Here is an 18,089-nt window from a genome sequence, read left to right on the forward strand (position 1 = left end):
CCTATACAATATAGCCATGAGCAACGGTCAAATTATTCCGTTTCACGGCGACCTGCTGGATGACGTGGTGCTGTTGCTCCAGCAAACCCTGCACGCCGACCCCATCTCGCGCAGCCTGTTCGTGCGCAAGGTGCTGATAGACCCCAATTTCGAGCCGGAAGGTGCGCCGATTGCCCTGGCGGGCGGACAGGTAGTCGGTTTCGGGTTGAGCATCGCCCGTCGCCTGCCTCTGGAAGATGCCCCTTCGGACTTTGATAGAGGCTACATCACCCTCCTGGGCGTACATCCCCGCTTCCAGCGGCAGGGTATCGGTACGCAGCTGTTGCAGAGGATGGAGGAGTATCTGCGTTTGCGGCAGCGGCGACTGGTTCTTGTTTCACCCTATTCGCCCAACTACTTTACCCCCGGCGTGGACGTGAATGCCTACGCGGGCGGGCTGCAGTTCTTCCTCAAAAACGGCTATCAGGAGGTTTACCGTCCCATTGCGATGGACTGCAACCTGCTGAACCTGCGCGTGCCGGAGTGGGTTCAGCAACGTGAAGGGGCTCTGTTGCAAGAGGGACTGGTGGTGGAACACTATCGCCCACAGTTAATACCTGCGCTTTTCCGCTTCCTGAAAGCCGAGTTCCCCGGCGACTGGCAACGCTTTGCCCGTGATGCTATCGCCCGTATCGAACAGGGCGATACTCCCACACGATTGTGGATTGCGCATGAGAAGGGGGAAGCGGTGGGATACAGCCACTTTGAGGGCGAGCGTTTCGGACCGATTGGAGTGTCGCAGTCGCAGCGCGGAAGGGGTATTGGGCAGGTGCTGATGTACAAAACCCTGCAATCCATGCGCCTGTTGGGGCTGCACACTGCCTTCTTCATGTGGTCGGATGACCGTACAGCCGAAAGGCTGTACCATGCGGCAGGCTTTGTGGAAACCCGACGGTTCGCACTTTTACGGAAGGAGTTGTCCAATGGCTGAGAGTGTGGACATTTTAGCGATTGGGGCGCACATCGGTGACGTGGAAATCGCCTGCGGGATGGCCTTAGCGGCGCATGTGCGACAGGGCAAAAAGGTGGCGATACTGCACCTGACCCCTGGTGAGAAGGGACACCCTGCCCTCTCGCCCGAGGAGTACGCGATGCAGAAAATCGCAGAAGCGCGCGAGGCGGCAGCGGTATACGGAGCGCAGGTGTACTTTCTGGATTACCGCGACGGCGAGCTGCCCGTGAATGACGAGGTGCAGTTCCAGATTTGCGACGTGATTCGCGCCTGTCGTCCGCACGCCATCCTGACTCACTGGCAGGGTAGTATCCACAAAGACCATACCGCCTGCGCCCTGAATATCCCAAACGCCATCTTCTACGCTGCCATCAAGGGCTTTGTGCGTAAGTACCCACCCCACTGGGTTCCCCGTCTGTACTTCGCGGAGAACTGGGAAGACCGCGAGGGGTTCGAGCCTGAAATCTTTCTGGAGGTTGTCGAAGAAGACATCGCTTTATGGCAAACAGCGGCGGAGAAACTGGAACTGTTCCGGGGCGGGGTATCGCGCTTCCCCTATGTGGATTACTATAAGGCGCTGGCGCGAGTACGGGGAGCGGAGATAGGCTGCCAGTATGCGGTGGCGTTCGCCGTGCCACCCAGCGCGCACCGCAGGCGCGTGAGTAGTCTGCTGGGGTAGAATCAGGCTGGAGGTGACAATCGTGACAACGGCAACTTTGGAATTGGAACGGGCAGAGGAACAAATTAGCCTGCTGCTATGCAAGGAGCCGATGACCTTTGAGCAATACTTGCAGACCTTCGGAGAGGACGATGACTATGAACTTATCGACGGGGTGCCGGTAGAGAGAATGTCTGCACAACTAGACCACGAGCGCCTGTATGTATGGCTGCTGACCCTGATACACGGTATAGTGGAGGCACGCCAGCTGGGTATCGTGCTGGGTTCCCGTTCCGCGGTGCGCATCAGCAACTTCCGCGCGAGGCTGCCCGACCTGCTGTACGTTCGTGCAGAACGGATGGACATCGTGCGGCAGCTGGCGATTTACGGCGCGCCCGACCTGATTATGGAGATTGTATCGCCGCACGACCGCCGCTCCGATGTGCTGCAGCGCGAGGCAGACTATCGCACACTGGGCGTCGAAGAGATTTGGATGATTGACCGCCGCCGAAAGGTGGTGCGGTTACTCCAACGCGCGGGGGAAGACTACACGGTGCAGGAGGTGTCAGGTGGCACGGTCGAGAGCCGTGTCATCCCCCACCTGCGGTTGCAGGTAGAGTGGTTGTTCAGCCACGAGCGACCAGCGGTTCGGGAAGTGCTGAGGGATTTGGGTCTATGAGTCAACCTTGCACCATCCATCTCGCCCATAGTCCCGACGCCGACGATGCCTTCATGTTCTATGCGCTTGCCAAAGAGCTCATCGATACCGAGGGGCTTCGTTTTGAACACGTCCTGCGCGACATCCAGACACTGAACGAATGGGCGCGCGAAGGCAGGATGGAAGTCACAGCCATCTCGGTTCATGCCTACGCCTACGTGCGCGACAAGTACGCGATTCTCACCTCGGGGGCAAGTATGGGCGACGGCTATGGGCCGCTGATTGTGAGCGCGGAGCCGATGTCTGCTGACGACCTGATAAACATCACCATCGCCGTTCCGGGATTGCTCACCAGCGCGTATCTCGCGCTCAAGCTCTATCTTCCGCAGGCGCGCACGATTGTAATGAACTTCGATGAAATCCTGCCTGCGGTGCAACAAAAGCGGGTGCTGGCGGGTCTACTGATTCATGAAGGGCAGCTCACACACCGCGAAGCAGGAGTACACAGTGTGGTGGACCTCGGTGCATGGTGGAAAAAACAGACGGGATTACCGCTGCCGCTGGGCGTGAACGCGGTGCTGCGCGACCTGTCCCCGGAGCTGCAGGGGCGGGTTGCTCGTATCTTGAAGCGCAGCATAGAGTACTCGTTGCAACACCGGCAGGAAGCATTGCAGTACGCTCTGGATTTCGGGCGCGGCATCGGACAGGAGACCGCTGACCGGTTCGTGGGCATGTATGTGAACAAGTGGACAGTGAACATGGGCGAAGCAGGCAAAGAGGCGATACGGCTTTTCCTCTCAAGGGGTGCAGAGGCTGGGATAATCCCTCCCGTGGGGGAGGTTGAGTTCATAGGATAACAGACATCTCAACACAGGCAACCAACGGAGGAGGGTCTCAGTGAAGAGACGTCTCTCAGTAACAGTCTCGTTGCTGGTGCTGGTGGTAGCCGCGGGGTGCGTGGAAATGCCCGGCTGCGGCGTCGGAGTGGATTTCTCACCCGATGGGAAACAGATAGCCTTCACTTGGATGTCCCGAGACGGACTGCGCCTTGCAATCACCGATACGGAAGGCAGGCGGATGCGTATCGTTCCACAGTCGGAAAACCCCGGACCGCCGTTGTGGTCACCCGAAGGCAAGAATCTCCTTTTCACCACCGACACCGACTTAGTACTCTACGACCCGGCGCAAAAAACGGTGCGTAAAATCGCCACGCAGGTGGTTCCGGGAGCTTACGCCTGGAGCAGCGACGGGAGCCAGATTGTATGCCTCGGCGCACCAGAGACCAAATCCACCGAGCAACCAGCATGGGTCTTATGGATATCTGCGCCCAGCGGAGAGGTGCAGATGCGAACCGACCTGCCAGCACAAGTGGAACCGCTCACATCCATAGTCCCTCAAGTCTCGGTGGTTTCGCTGCCTCCCACATGGGGCATTGCCTTCATCGATTCGGGCAGAAACGTGTACACCGTGGAGGCAGGCAAGGTATACCGCATTACCAGCACCGGGGACGTGCAGTCTCTCAGGGTAAGCCCCGACGGAACGCAGTTGCAGTGGGTGCGTTCGCCACCGGGTTCGCCGGTTCTTGTGGTGCACACCTACGACCTTATCTCGCGCACCCTCATCGGAGACCCCATACGCGTCGATTTGCGGCTTATCCCGCACCTTCCCGGCTACAAGCATGGAGGGGCATGGGGCATCCTTTCCCCCGACGGACACAGAATGCTGGTGGCTGCAACATTTAAGCGCGAAGCTGGCAAAGAAAAGAGCCTGTATTCTGCAGTGTATCTGGTAGACCTTCCCAGCCGCGAGGTACGCTTGCTTCGCCAGCAACGACCTGTCCTGTCACAGAAAGCACAGCTGCCGTTGCTGCCGTTCTGGTCTCGCGACGGCTCAAAGATTGCGGTGCTGGCTCTTGGGGACGAGAGCTCGCTGTGGGTCTGCCGGGCGGACGGTTTCGGCGGGCGAGTGATACGATACGCGAAGGTCAGGTGAAGAACTTCAGGAGAGGCTCACCGACAAGGGTGAGCCTCTAACACTTGACGACACTATCCGCCCTTTCTGCCCAGTATCAGACCACTCTCAGCCCGACGCGAGCAGCTGCACCGTAGCCCATTAGCTGAGACGTTCAGCTCACGCCCTCGAACGAGCAACCCTGTTTGACACCACGTCTGTTCTCAGCGCATTCCACTGGCGGATTTCGAGCGACCGCTTACCCCTGACCACGAGATAAGACTCCGCGTAAATAAGGCGGATTCCCATTAGCAGGAATAAGAATTATTATTGATTTTTTGGATTTCTCAAAATATTTTTTAGAGGTATTGAAAAATTATTTTAATGTGATATATAATGAAAACCAGAGAGACATTGCTCACGTCAAGGAGGCGAATCATGCGCAACCAAAGCAACCAAAAGGCGTTCACGTTGATAGAGCTGCTGGTGGCTATCGCGATTATCGCGATACTGGCAGCGATCCTGTTCCCTGTCTTTACTCAGGCACGCGAGAAAGCGCGTCAAACCGCTTGCCTGAGCAACGTGAAGCAGATGGCGCTGGCAACTGCGATGTACACACAGGATTACGAGGCGTTTCCCCTTTATTCCAAAGCAGAGGGCGGAGTGGAGTACCGCTGGTTTGACCAGATTATGCCGTACATTCGCAACCAGCAACTGCATTCCTGTCCCACGGTGCCACACCTCAAATTCGGGCGAAACCCAGCCTACGGATACAATTATCAGTACCTTGGGAACTCACGCAGTAACTGCTCCAACGTGCCGGTCAGTGAAGCGGAGATACTTGTTCCCGCCAACACCATCCTGGTCGGCGACAGCCGAGGGTCTGGCACGCGTATCTGCGACAACGACGAGCCGAGTGACCCTGACTACCGCAATCTAGAGTGTTTGGGCAACCACGGCTATACTATTGACCCTCCTGTGTTGCCGCCGTGTCGTCGGGGGAACAGTCCTAACCGTTACGGCACAGGGGGTACGCCGGGAGTACGCACTCCGCTTCACCCTCGCCATAACGGTGGCACTAACATTGCCTTCGTAGACGGGCACGCCAAATGGATGCGGACGGAGGAGGTGGATCTGGACAACCGGTGGTGGAACGGACGCTACCCGGACCCCACGCCGTAATGCCATAATGTCGGTTGGGGGAGCGTTGCGCTCCCCCAACGCGCTGTAGCGCTAATCCCTCTTTTTGCGGTGTTTTCTGCCGCCGCGCCTGCGTCGCTTCTTGCCCGTGGAGACAGGTGGTTCTGCACCTATCTCTTCACTGCGTTCGGGGATGGAGATTCCCAGTGCTTGCAGATGCTCGTATCCGCCCACCACATACAACCCGGTTTGTCCCGTGCGCATGTTCAGGCGCAGATTGACTGCGTCCTCCGCCAGCAAGCAGTCCTCCGTCAGGTCATACACCACCTGCTTGTGCGGTAACTGCAGGTAGACCACGCCGTCACCAACGGAGTGCACCGCGAGGAACGGCGGAGCCACGCGAACGACATCGCTGCTCTGCGACCACACATGCACCCCCGCAAACCGGCATAAGCCGCGCAGCAGGTCAACGCTCAGTTGGCGTTCCCCAATGAATACCGAACGCCACGAACCCATATCTTTCACGGCGATGGAAGGCAAGCCGGTCTGGATGTACTCGCCCAGCACCACTGCCTTCTCATCCAGCACGTAGAACGACGGGTTGACCCTTTCCCGAATGCCTATCTGCTTGTTGCGCAACCTTTCGGAAATCGGGTGTCGGTCATTGCTGATAATGGAACCCGTTTCGCTGTTCCACGGCTGTGCTTTGATGGCTATCCCAGCGACGTCGCGTGGACCATCCGGGGTATAGCCGTTCTCATCGAACAGCGCTACCGCGTAAAGCCACACGAGGGTCTTGCCGTCGCGCTGCAGTCGCTCCCGAATCGCCTCGCGCACTTCGGAGTCTATCTCTATCGGGTCGAGGAACAGATACATTTTGGCGTCGGGGAATGCCTTGCGCACAAGGTCACTCTGCAAGTAGATACCGTAGTGAATGCCCGCTCGCGCAAGCACCTCCTGCTGCCCGATGATGAGAGGTTCCAGTAACGCCTGAGGAGACTGGATGCGCGTGAGGCTGCGTTCGTCCACAATAACGGCTACTTCAGGTGTCTCGGGGAGCCTTTGCCGAATGTGTGCCAGATACAGCGTCGACAGCTTTCCTGCCTGTTGCCAGACCTCGCTGTCGTTTAACCAGCCTTCGCCCCACAGGTCCATCCATGAGACGCCTGCATGGTGTACGAGGGCGGTTGTCGCGTTGCGCAGACGCACCTGTCGGGTGGATTCCGCATCCGAACAGCGAGGGTTATAGTCATCCGGCGTGTTGCCCTGTGCGGTGTGGGGCTTGGTATCGTCTTCCAGGATAAACAGCTTGTCATGCAGGCGCACCGAAGCCACCGGAACCGGTATACTGCCCGGTTGGGTGGAGCACCTGTCGCGGTACGACACCGGTGCGCATATCAGGTCAATACTCTGTGTGGACAGCACCTCCGAAAGCGCGAGATGTCCGCTGTGAGGCACCGGAAAATCCAGCACATAGCCATACGATACCGCCACGAGACGCCGGTCGTCGCAATTTTTCTTCACGGTTCGCGACAGGTTCACAATCCGTCGCGCTATGGTTTCCGAAGCGAAGCACAGGTAGTCCCCATACCTCTGCCCTTTGCGGCTCTCGTAAAGCACGGTGGCGGGCACGGCGTCACTGCGATAAGTCGGTATGCTGGCGCTGGTGAAGGTCACCGAACCATCGTGCCATGCCGCGCGAAGCCTCACGATGTCGTTCTTGTATCGGGCGCGCAGCCATTGCCGAAAAGCCTCCTGGGCGGCAGGGCTGTAATCGTAGCCACGCTGGTACTCGTAGAACCACTCCCTGCAGTCCAGATGGTAGCCCAGAATGTAACGCGACTCTTCGGTCACTTCCAGCTGACGCACCAGCAAGGTTAGAGCCGCTTCCGCCTCCTGCCAGTATCGGTCGGAGGCGAACGAAGGCTCGCCGGTAGAACCGTCGGCGTAAGTGGTCATGGCTTCGGGATAGAGCTTTTGCCAGTCTGGAGGCGGAGTGAACACCACCCGAAACATCACATACCCTTGCGGGTCATGTTGATGCACCAGATGCAGCAGTCGCAGTGCCTCGTTCACGCTGTAGGAGACCATCGGCACCGATACAGGCAGTTCGAGCAAAAGGGCATGTAGATGCACCCCTGCGGAGGCTGCCTGCCGAATCTGCTCACACACCCTGCGTTCCGACGCTGCCGAGTCGATATTGCCGAAAAAGAAGAGGGGCACCACAGGCTCGCCGTCGATAATAATCTCCGGGTGCCCCTGACGGATACCGAGGCGCACGCCCTCACGCTTACGTCTGCGCGGTTCCGGCTCCTTCCGCTCAGCGGCAGCCTCCGCCGGAGGAATCTCCTCCGTCTCTGCTCTGGCAGTGCGTCGCGTTCGCCTTCGGCGTCGGGCGGGAGGCGGCGTCGCCTCCGTCGGCGTTTCCGGCTCGGCAACCTCTTCGGCTGGCGCAATGGCTTCCAGAGAGGGTTCACCCGCCTCACGGGGCGATTCCAGCACAGGCGGTTCTTCGGCAGGTGCTTCTTCCACCACGTGTTCCACACTCAGCGATGGCGTTTCTTCCGCAGCCGGTGCTGCTTCTACCGGCGTTTGCTCAACCACTGGCGTGGGTACTCCCGCCTGTGCCTCTTCGGTGCTCGCCGCGGCGGATTTCGCTCGCCTGCGTGTGGATGTGCGCTTTTTGCGGGCAGGTGCTTCGGTCCCGTTCACGGGCACAACAGCCGCCCGCTCCTCGCCAGAGCTCTGGGCAGACTGTTGAGCCTGTGGTTCGCCGCCGGCAACTTCGCCAACAGGAACGGGTTCTGTGCTAACCGTGCTCCCTGCGGAGTGAACAGGTGCAGGTTCCGATTCCGCGCCTGCGGCTTTCGCTGACCGACGACGCGCGCGCCGTTTGGGCGCAGGGGATGGTTCCTGTGGAGTTTCCTCCTGAGAACCAGCATCGCTTTCCGGTGCTGGGCTTGCCGGTTCAGGTGACGTAGCAAGCGGCTCCCCGTTCTCCGGCGTGGAGCGACGTCGACGTGATGGCATCTTCTTGCACAGCCTCCTTATTTCACGGCTATTCGCCTGCCGTTGGGATGCCGACACGCGCCACCTCTTGCTCTGCACGCCGCAGTGACCCGAAAAACTCCCGAAGCTGCGCAGGCTCCTCAAACAGCCAGTCAGGACGTTCCGCACGCAACACCTCTACAGGGTGCGCTCCCCATCCGACCGCTATCACCGGAACACCCGCTTCCCGAGCACACTGGATGTCGTACACCGTGTCGCCCACGAAAATCGCTTCTGAAGGCGATGCCTGAAGCCTCTTCAGCGCCGCCAGCACCGGATCCGGTGCGGGTTTCGGACGAGCCACGTCGGACGAACTTACCACCGCGTCTATCCATCCGTTCACGTTCAGCCGTGGCAGAAAAGTCTCCAGCTCCAGCCTGTTCTTGGATGTCACCAACGCGACGCGCATTCCCGCCCGCTTTGCCTCTTTCAACGCCTCGACTGCTTCTGGAATCACCTGTTCCAGATGCCTGTGCGACTCGTAATAGGCGATTTCGTCTGCCTCCATCGCGCGGTGGTCAGGCACAAAGTCCACCAGATGGTCGAACAGGCGAACCTGCCGGTGTAAAGGAAGCCCGATGGTACGGCGCAGCTCGTCTCGCGAAATCTGTACTCCCAAATGCTTGCGGAAGGTATGGTCTAAGGCGCGGACGATTAACTCCACGGTGTCGACCAGAGTACCGTCTATATCGAACAGCGCGCAACGATAAGGTGGCTGTGTCGCTGTCAATGCACTCCCCATTGATTACATCGAGTATCGACAACTTTATCCTTGTGCATTATACGGGCAAGACGGGTCGGTTGTCAACTGGCGGCGCACCAGCCTCGTCGTCGTTTGACAAATGCCATGCTCTCGGATAGAATCACCATCGAACCTGAATACAGGAGGTCGGTGCGTTGGTTACATCGGAGGTCTCACTGGAACATCTGCAAAAGATTGCCCGCAAGCTGCGCCGTCACATCGTTAAAATGCTGGCTATCGCAGGTAGCGGGCATCCGGGCGGTTCCCTCTCTGCCATAGACATCCTCACTGGGCTCTTCTTCGGCAACGTGATGCGCTACAACCCTCAAAACCCCCGCTGGGCGGACCGCGACCGCTTCGTCCTCAGCAAGGGGCATGCAGTGCCAGCGCTGTATGCCGTGCTGGCGGAAGCGGGCTTCATCCCCGAAGAGTGGTTGTGGCAGCTACGCAAGATAGACACGCCGATGCAGGGACACCCGTCGGTGAAAGACCTGCCCGCGGTGGAGGCATCCACCGGGAGTCTGGGACAGGGGCTGAGCATCGGGCTGGGAATGGCGCTGGCAGCGCGTCTGGAGGACAGAGATTACCGCGTGTACGTGATGATTGGCGACGGCGAGTCGGAAGAGGGGCAGATTTGGGAAGCGGCGATGGCAGCGTCGCACTTCCGCGTGGGCAACTTGACCGCCATTCTGGACTACAACCGCTACCAGCTGGACGGCGCAATCGGCGAGATTATGAGCATCGAGCCTGTGGTTGCCAAGTGGGAAGCCTTCGGCTGGGCCGTGCGCGAGATCGACGGGCACGATATGCGGCAGATCATGGATGCCCTGCACTGGGCGAAAGAACCGCGAGAACAGCCATCCATCATCGTCGCGCACACGGTGAAAGGGAAAGGTGTGTCGTTCATGGAGAATAACAACGAGTTTCATGGCAAAGCGCCCACTCAGGCGGAGCTGGAGCAGGCGCTGGCGGAGCTCGCCGACTGAATACCAGAGGTGATGGGAGGAACTGCAATGGCAAGACCATTGGGTGAAGCCACCCGTGAAGCATACGGTAAAGCACTGGCGGAGCTGGGACGCGAGAACCCCAACATCGTGGTGCTGGACGGCGACCTGTCCAAGTCCACCATGACGAAGTACTTCGCGCAGGAGTTCCCCGACCGCTTTTTCAACGTGGGCATTGCCGAGGCGAACATGGTGGGCATCGCCGCGGGGCTGGCAGCGTCGGGCAAAATCGCCTTCGCATCCAGCTTTGCCTGCTTCGTGATGTGCAAAGGTTTAGACCAGCTGCGGTTGGCTGTCGCTTACAGCGGCAATAACGTGAAGATTGTGGGCACGCATGGCGGCATCTCTATTGGCGAGGACGGCGTGTCGCAGATGGGACACGAGGATATCGGGCTGGCGCTGTCCCTGCCCGGCTTTGTGGTGATGGTGCCCGCAGACGGTGCGGAAACGCGCGCGGCGGTGCGCGCGGCAGCAGAACACGTCGGACCGGTGTATATCCGCGTGGGACGCCCCAAAGCACCCATCGTGTACGAGAACGGCTGTCCCGATTTCCGCATTGGCAAAGCCATCACCCTGCGCGAGGGGCGTGACGTGACGCTCATTGCCAACGGACTGATGGTGGCTGCCGCGCTGGATGCGGCGGAACAGCTGGAACAGCAAGGCATCTCGGCGCGGGTGCTGGATATGCATACCGTGCGTCCGCTGGACGAAGAGGCAGTGGAAAAAGCGGCACGCGAGACCCGAGCTATCGTGGTTGCGGAGGAGCATTTAGTATACACTGGACTGGGGTCGCAGGTCGCTATGGCAGTGGCAAAGCGTCATCCCGTGCCCATGCGCTTCATCGGCTTGACCGATTACGCCGAATCCGGCGCGCCCGAGGCACTGATGCGCAAATATGGCTTGACCGCCGACGACATCGCACGGGAAGCCATCGACCTGGTAAACGTGCGTCAGGAAGCCGTTTTATAAGCGCAAACACACGTTGTGCAGGGCAATCCACCACGTTCGGATTGCCCTGTGCTTTTCGAAGTGATGAAAACCGCTAACATTACCAGTCCAAACCTCTTGCCAAAATCGCGCAAACATGAGAAAATGAGATACCCGTGATATTCGGGCGGAAGGGAGAGTGGCGAGATGCGTCGCGATATCGCATTATTCTCTCTGGTGATTTGGCTGCTAAGCGTGGGAGCATCCGCACAAAATACAGGCAGGCGACCCGTGCCTCAGCCAACGCCGACGCATCGCATCATCTGGGTAATACTGAAAGAACAACCGATGGCGGAAGCAGCAGAACGCTGGCAGCCCGCGTTGCGCCAGCGTCTGGATGAGATAGATTTGGCGTTGCGTGCGCTTGCGGGAAACCCTGCAGTGCCCCCCGACGTGCTTGCGGGAGCACATATCGCCGCCCAGATGCAGAGTGCGGAAGCGTTGAACACCTATCGCCTTGCGGTCTACGTGGATTCAGCACGCCCGCTGATGCTCTCCAGAGTGAGACTAATCTCGCGGGTGGCGCCTCTGGGAGGGCGGGTGTTAACGCATATTCCTTTCTTGAACGCATTCGCCGTGAGTGTTCCCGCACACCGCGTGCGCGACCTGCAGAAAATACCGGAGGTCGCTATCGTGTGGAATCCCCCGGTCCTGCAGGCCCAGCTGGACGTTTCCACGCCCACGCTGTTTGCACCGGCGGTGTGGGATGAAGGTTATACCGCGCCCATGTGGGCACCAGCCATCATGGATACGGGAGTCAATTTCATGCACAACGCGCTCTCCGCGCGCACCTGGGTTATCCCCAATCGCACTGTGCCCGGAATCGGCAGCGGCATTCAGGCTTTCCACGACTACGGAAGGCTCGATACCGATTCCAGCGGCAACCCCGTTTACGGGGACGACTACATGACTGCACGCGACCTGCAAGGTCACGGCACGATGGTCGCCGGTTGTGCTCTGGCAAACACCTCCACGAGAAAAGGTGTTGCGCCGTTTGCCGGATACGCGGTGATACTGAAGGCGGGTTATCGCACCAGAACGGGCGGAGGTTCCATGAACGCCGCCGACGCACTGATTGCGCTGGACTGGGCGGCGCGGGAAGCCTCCTTGCCACCCGGCGTGGGGATTGCGGGCGTCAACTTTAGCTTCGGCGCGTCAACCAGTGTGGACGACGATATTTTGACCCAGGCGTTCGATGCGTTTATCTACACCTATCAGATACCGCTTTCTATTGCGGCGGGCAACGGCGGAGGCACCCAGAAAACGCTCTTTACTCCCGCTCCTGCCTACAACGGTATCGCCGTGGCTGCCTCCGATGACAGGAACACCATATCCCGGGGAGATGACGTTATCGCCAGCTTCAGCAGCAAGGGACCGACCATCGCCGGACGCAAAAAGCCCGACGTAACGGTTCCGGGCGCAAACATCAGCTCCACAAGCGGCTCGGGCAGCAGCTTTGCTACGGCGAGCGGCACCAGCCTGGCGGCTCCCCATCTGGCGGGTGCACTGGCGCTTTTGCATGACGTGGGTATCCACGACCCGCTATTGCTGAAGGCGGTGTTGATTAATAGCGCGGAAGACCGCGGAGACGCCGGCTGGGACAGGAACTGGGGCTGGGGATACGTCGACCTGCGCTCTGCCATGCGACACGTTATCAACCGGCAGTACGCCACCGGCTCGGTGAAGCCTGCGGGCATGTCGGGGAGCGTCGCATACTTCTGCACGCGGTTGCCTGCAGGAGGCAAGGTGACGCTGGTATGGCACCGCCATGCCGGTTTCTCTGCCTCGCAAGGGTACACCTACCTGCGTAGCTTGGCAAACTTGAAACTGACCTTAATCGATGAAAGCACAGGCAGCGTCATCGGCACCTCTGCCTCGACGATTGACAACGTACAGCAGGTGGTTGTGCCCATCGCTTACCCGCGCGTGCTGGTCAAGGTGGAAGCCACCAGTGCCTTTGACCAGTACCTTGATGAGCCTTTTGCTGTCGCAAGCAGCGGCGTTCTGGTGCCTGTGAGCAGCCCTTAGGGCGCGTTGATGCACTGATAACGGGAAGACGTAAACAGCGGATACCCCGACAAAGGAGGAAAGACGAGAACATGAGAACGTGGTGGTTGGTAATAGTCCTGCTCACCGTGAGTGCGCTGGCATTGTCGGCGGATGACTACCGGATACAGCGCGACGACGTCCTGCAAATTACGGTGGTCGAAGACCCCACCCTCAGCCGCGAAACGGTCGTGGCTCAGGATGGTACCATCAACCTGCCTGTGGTTGGTACCATCACCGTACGCGGTATGACAACAGGCGAGCTGGCAGAAAAGATTCGCACCGCGCTCATCGAAGCGCAATATTTGCGCGATCCGCACGTCAGTATCAGCCTGAAGGTCATCAACCGTCCGCGCGTTGCCGTGCTGGGAATGGTGCAGCGTCCGGGTACCTACGAGTTCAAGGAAGGGGAAACGGTCATGCACGCCATCTCGATGGCTGGTAGCTTCGACCCCGACCGCGCCCGGCTCCAGGATGCCGTGCTTCGTCGGAAACGTGCGGATGGCACGGAGGAGACCATCCCGTTGGACCTGGAGAAGCTCTTCTTCAAGGGCGACCTGAGCCAGAACTACCGCCTGCAGCCCGACGACGTGATATTTATCCCGGAAGACGTGGTAAACCGCGTCTATGTTCTGGGCAAGGTGGTTCGCCCGGGTCTCTACCCTTGGAAGAGCAGCACCACGGTACTGGAAGCCATTAACCGGGCGGGAGGTCAGCAGGAGAAGGGCACGTTGAGCCGGGTATACATCATTCGTCCCAACCCCAACGCGCCGGACAAGCCGCAGCGTATCGAGGTCAACCTGCTCAAACTCATTGACAAAGGGGATACGTCTCAGGATATCGCATTACAGCCGGGCGACACGGTGTACGTGCCCGAGGTGAAGAAGCCCGACTGGAATCAGATATACAGCATCGTCGCAACTATTGCTCTCACACGAAATCTTATTCGTGACAGGGCATTCTACCGGTACTAAAGGAGGCGATTAACAGGTGGAGTTTTGGCGTCACTACCTGATCCTGAAACGGCGATGGCGCATCATTGCGCTGGTGGTGGTGCTGTGCTCTGGCGCAGTGCTGGTGTGGTCGCGCACCAGCCCTCAGCAGTACGAAGCCGTTGCCGTAGTGCGTGAGCAGCGACCGATTGGCGAGATGAGCACCGAGATCTACCCGGTGCGTGCTCTCGTCAACGACCCGGTGCTGCGTCAGCAGAACCTGCTTCAGCTGGTGGCAAGCAACACCGTCATTGGAAAGACCATCAGCGACCTGCAGGTCATCCGTCCGGGAGTGCTGGAAGGTGACACGCCTTCCGAGCAGATAGTGGCTTTCAGCGGCAAGCTCCGCGTGGAGCCTATCCCAAACACCGAGTACCTGCGCGTACGGCTGCGCGATACAGACCCCCAAAATGCTTTGACCGCGCTGAGCGTTCTGGTCGCCAACGCTACCGAGCGCTACGACGAACTGTATCAGGGCTCGGTGCGTGCAGAGCGCGAGCGTATCGAGAACGAACTGCTGCCCTCTGCTAAAGCGGACCTGGAAGCCAAACGCAAGGCTCTGGCAGACTACAAGCTGGCGAACCGCATTAGCGGTGACCTGACCTATCAGACCCAGGTCCTGGTGCAACGCGCAGCGCAGTATCGTGCCAATTACGACCAGGCGATGGTCGAAATGCAAGAGGCAAAGGCACGGCGTATCGCAGCGGAGCAAGAGCTCAAGAGCCAGTATGCTCGCAACGAATATGAAGAGATGCAGCGGGTGATGGCGACCAACCCGGTTCTGCAGCAGTTGCGCATTGACCTCGCGCGGGCGCAGGCAGAGCTGCAAAAGGAGCTGCAGACCAAAGCGGAACGCCATCCCGATGTCGTTGCGCTTAAAGCGCAGATTGCGGAGATCGAGGCGCGCATGCGCACGGAAAGCGAGCAGATTCTGAACTCACAGACGCGCTCTCGCAACCCGATACGGGACGCCGCACTACAGGCATATATCTCGGCACGTGTGGCAGAAGACGCTGCAGCGAAGCGCGCACAGGCATACTACGAACCTTTGCAGCGCGCGATGGCGGACCTGGCGGATATGCCTCGCAAAGAGGCAGGTCTTGCCCGTCACGAACTGGCAGCACGCACTGCGGAACAGGTGTATAACCTGTACCTGCAAAAGCTGGAAGAGGCTCGCGCTAAGGAAAGAGGCGCGCAAGCGGCAACGCTCACACTGCTCGACCCTCCGCAGGTGTTCGTTGTTCCGAAGCAGACAGGGTTGAAGGTTGCCCTTGCGCTGCTGTTGTCGCTCCTTTTGGCAAGCAGCATCGCGCTTCTGCTCGGGCAACTGGATACCTCGGTGCGCACTCCGGAGGAGGCCGAGCGTCTGCTGAAGCTGCCTGTGTTTGCAGTGATACCTCTGATGAAGCCGAACGCTCTGGACAAGCAGGATGGCTTCACCCCGATTGGCGCGTCGTACCAGATACTCTCCACTAACCTCTGGTACGCCAGCCGACAGATGCAGGGTTCTGCTGTAGTCATCGCCAGCGCGGAGCCGAATGTTGGGCGAAGCACCACCGCGGCGAACCTGGCTATCACGCTTGCCCGTGACGGAGCCAGAGTGCTGCTGGTGGATGGTGATATGCGTCAGCCCACCCTGCACACTCGTTTCGGCGTGGATAACTCACTGGGACTTGCAGACGTGCTGGCAGGCGAGAAATCCATCGAAGACGTTGCTGTGCCGACGATGACTGAAGGGCTGGTACTGATACCTGCAGGCTCGTCGGCAAACAACCCGGTGCGCCTGCTGCGCTCGCCAGCCATGGAACAGTTTATCGAGCGCACCACACGGCTGGCAGACTTCGTGATTTTCGACTCGCCCGCAGGTGCCATATTCGCTGACAGCACCCTGATAGCGGCTCACGTGAAGAACGTCATCATCGTTCACGCAGCGGGACAACCTTCTCGGGGCGCAGAAGCGGAGTTCCATGCGCGCCTCGAGCAGGTAGGAGCAAACCTGATTGGCGCGGTGCTGAACAAGGTACGTCCCGAGGACAGCCGAGGTGTCTATTACTATCGTCGCGCCTACCGGGAGCTGGCGCTGCGACAACCTGCGTCGCGCGCACTGCCTCGAGGATAGGCACGGTGAACTCGGTTCGCCTCGGCTTGCGTAATGGAAATGGAGGTGTACCTGATACGCTGTTTTGTGATTATTTTGCAGAAGGGAGTTCGAGACCATGGCACATGCTCAAGCACCTTTGCCGGGCATCGTGCCTCCCGCCGTGGGAGAAGCAGAGATGCCGGATTTACGGGTGACCGTGCCGCTGCTTGAATTGCCAAGAGGCTACCGCCTCGCCAAACGCGCGCTGGACGTCACAGTGGCCTGCATCGCACTGGTTGTGCTGGCACCTTTGATGCTGCTTATTGCGCTCGCAATTAAGCTGGATTCGCCCGGACCTGTGCTCTTTCGACAGGTGCGCATTGGCAGAGGCGGTAAGCCGTTCTGGTTTATCAAGTTTCGCTCGATGGTGAAAAACGCCGAGCAGATGAAGCGAGATCTGATGACGCACAATGAGGTCAAGGGCGGCCCCGTGTTCAAAATGCGCAATGACCCGCGCATTACACGTGTCGGCAGGTTTCTTCGCCGGTACAGCCTGGATGAACTACCCCAACTCATTCATGTGCTGCACGGCGAGATGAGCCTTGTGGGGCCGCGTCCTCCCCTTCCCTCTGAAGTGGCAAACTACGGCGAATGGGAGATGCGCAGGCTCAGCGTCACGCCGGGCTTGACCTGCTTATGGCAAATCAGCGGACGCAGTGACATCGGCTTCCGCGAGTGGATAGAGCTGGATCACATCTACATCGACACGATGAGTTTCTGGACCGACTTGAAGATTTTGTTGTTCACCGTTCCTGCGGTGCTTACCGGTAAAGGAGCCTGTTGATAAAGTAGCGATGGACGGGACAGACGAATGAAATGGTTCCAGCAGGCTGAAGCTCCGTTGGAGCGTTCGCACCCTCTGGAGTGGATGAAGTGGAGCATCGCTGCGATGCGACCGCGCCAGTGGAGCAAAAACCTATTGCTGTTCGCGGGACTGCTCTTCGCCGAGAAGCTGGGAGACACCGCCAGGGTGTGGCTCAACATACTGGCGTTTCTCAGCTTCTGCCTGATCTCGGGTGCGGTTTATATCTACAACGACCTCCGGGACGTGGAGGAGGACCGCCTGCACCCGCAGAAGCGACTGCGCCCCATCGCCTCCGGCAGGCTGCCCACCTCGGTCGCAGGCTGGTGGATGACAGGGGCGATGTTGACGGGGCTGTTGCTGGCTTTCTGGATACGTCCAGCGTTCGGCTGGATGGCGGTGCTGTACGTGGTGCTTTCACTGGTGTATTCGCTTGGCGCGAAGCATGTGGTCATTCTGGACGTGTTCTTGATTGCGGCAGGATTTGTGTTGCGCGCGCTGGCAGGAGCAGTCGCCATCGATGTCAACATTTCAGGATGGCTACTGGCGTGCACCACCCTGCTGTCGCTGTTCTTGGGCTTTTGTAAGCGCAGGCAAGAGATTGTCACGCTGGGCGAGGAGGCAGTCAATCACAGGGTGACTCTGGGAGAATACAGCATCGGGTTGCTGGACCAGTTCATTGCGATAGTCAGTTCAGCAACCATTATCACCTATGCGCTCTATACCATCCAGAGCGCCACGGCAGCACAGCATGACAACCTGAAGTATACTATTCCACTGGTGATGTATGGTATCTTCAGGTACCTGTATCTGGTGCATCGAAAAGACCTGGGAGGTGCTCCCGAACAGGTACTGCTCGAGGACCGGGGCATCCAAGCCACTATCATATTGTGGATAGTGGTAGCAGTATGGGCAATGCTGTACTAGGAGA

16 protein-coding genes are annotated in these 18,089 nt (G+C 59.1%); 14 read left to right on the forward strand and 2 right to left on the reverse strand.

Annotated features, from left to right (window positions below; all coding sequences use genetic code 11):
- Positions 1-16: 16 nt before the first annotated feature.
- The 6 genes from K6U75_06570 (at position 17) to K6U75_06595 (ending at position 5,439) form a co-directional block, all read left to right on the forward strand.
- The gene (locus tag K6U75_06570; GenBank protein ID MCL6474699.1) at positions 17-970 is read left to right on the forward strand and encodes a GNAT family N-acetyltransferase; all 954 of its coding nucleotides are present in this window, start codon (positions 17-19) and stop codon (positions 968-970) included.
- Positions 963-1,670: a PIG-L family deacetylase gene (locus K6U75_06575; protein ID MCL6474700.1), complete on the forward strand. Its 708-nt coding sequence runs from the start codon at positions 963-965 to the stop codon at positions 1,668-1,670. Before K6U75_06570 ends, K6U75_06575 begins: the two co-directional genes overlap by 8 nt.
- 22 nt (positions 1,671-1,692) lie before the next feature.
- Positions 1,693-2,328, forward strand: a complete 636-nt coding sequence (locus tag K6U75_06580; GenBank protein MCL6474701.1) for a Uma2 family endonuclease — start codon at positions 1,693-1,695, stop codon at positions 2,326-2,328.
- On the forward strand, positions 2,325-3,164 hold the full coding sequence (locus tag K6U75_06585) for an ABC transporter substrate-binding protein (GenBank protein ID MCL6474702.1): 840 nt from the start codon (positions 2,325-2,327) through the stop codon (positions 3,162-3,164). Before K6U75_06580 ends, K6U75_06585 begins: the two co-directional genes overlap by 4 nt.
- 40 nt (positions 3,165-3,204) lie before the next feature.
- Positions 3,205-4,299, forward strand: coding sequence for a hypothetical protein (locus K6U75_06590; GenBank protein MCL6474703.1), 1,095 nt, complete (start codon positions 3,205-3,207; stop codon positions 4,297-4,299).
- A gap of 396 nt (positions 4,300-4,695) precedes the next feature.
- On the forward strand, positions 4,696-5,439 hold the full coding sequence (locus K6U75_06595) for a DUF1559 domain-containing protein (protein MCL6474704.1): 744 nt from the start codon (positions 4,696-4,698) through the stop codon (positions 5,437-5,439).
- A 51-nt stretch (positions 5,440-5,490) separates the two neighbouring features.
- Here the strand turns inward: K6U75_06595 and K6U75_06600 are convergent, their stop codons facing one another.
- Complete coding sequence (locus K6U75_06600) at positions 5,491-8,115, reverse strand: beta-galactosidase (protein MCL6474705.1); 2,625 nt, start codon at positions 8,113-8,115, stop codon at positions 5,491-5,493.
- 119 nt (positions 8,116-8,234) lie between these two features.
- Between K6U75_06600 and K6U75_06605 the strand changes: the two genes are divergently transcribed.
- A complete protein-coding gene (locus K6U75_06605; GenBank protein MCL6474706.1) occupies positions 8,235-8,378 on the forward strand; it encodes a hypothetical protein in 144 nt (47 codons plus the stop codon).
- Positions 8,379-8,455: 77 nt separating this feature from the next.
- On the opposite strand, the gene K6U75_06610 is transcribed toward K6U75_06605, so the two are convergent.
- Positions 8,456-9,175, reverse strand: a complete 720-nt coding sequence (locus K6U75_06610; GenBank protein MCL6474707.1) for an HAD-IA family hydrolase — start codon at positions 9,173-9,175, stop codon at positions 8,456-8,458.
- Positions 9,176-9,342: 167 nt separating this feature from the next.
- Here K6U75_06610 and K6U75_06615 point away from each other — a divergent pair, with 167 nt between their 5' ends.
- From K6U75_06615 to K6U75_06645, 7 genes are all read left to right on the forward strand, one after another.
- Entirely contained in the window at positions 9,343-10,173 is an 831-nt protein-coding gene (locus K6U75_06615) for a transketolase (GenBank protein MCL6474708.1), read from the forward strand.
- 12 nt (positions 10,174-10,185) lie between these two features.
- Positions 10,186-11,160 (forward strand): transketolase family protein, encoded by a 975-nt coding sequence (locus K6U75_06620; GenBank protein MCL6474709.1) that lies wholly within the window; start codon positions 10,186-10,188, stop codon positions 11,158-11,160.
- Between the two features lie 165 nt (positions 11,161-11,325).
- Positions 11,326-13,206, forward strand: coding sequence for a S8 family serine peptidase (locus K6U75_06625; protein MCL6474710.1), 1,881 nt, complete (start codon positions 11,326-11,328; stop codon positions 13,204-13,206).
- A 71-nt stretch (positions 13,207-13,277) separates the two neighbouring features.
- A complete protein-coding gene (locus K6U75_06630) occupies positions 13,278-14,198 on the forward strand; it encodes a polysaccharide export protein (protein MCL6474711.1) in 921 nt (306 codons plus the stop codon).
- Between the two features lie 16 nt (positions 14,199-14,214).
- Positions 14,215-16,335, forward strand: coding sequence for a polysaccharide biosynthesis tyrosine autokinase (locus K6U75_06635; protein MCL6474712.1), 2,121 nt, complete (start codon positions 14,215-14,217; stop codon positions 16,333-16,335).
- A gap of 97 nt (positions 16,336-16,432) precedes the next feature.
- Entirely contained in the window at positions 16,433-17,140 is a 708-nt protein-coding gene (locus K6U75_06640; GenBank protein ID MCL6474713.1) for a sugar transferase, read from the forward strand.
- 57 nt (positions 17,141-17,197) lie between these two features.
- Positions 17,198-18,085 carry a decaprenyl-phosphate phosphoribosyltransferase gene (locus K6U75_06645; protein MCL6474714.1) on the forward strand — a complete coding sequence of 296 codons (888 nt, stop codon included), beginning with the start codon at positions 17,198-17,200 and terminating at the stop codon, positions 18,083-18,085.
- The last annotated feature ends 4 nt before the right edge of the window (positions 18,086-18,089 follow it).

The organism is Bacillota bacterium (assembly GCA_023511455.1).
Classification (GTDB): domain Bacteria; phylum Armatimonadota; class HRBIN16; order HRBIN16; family HRBIN16; genus HRBIN16.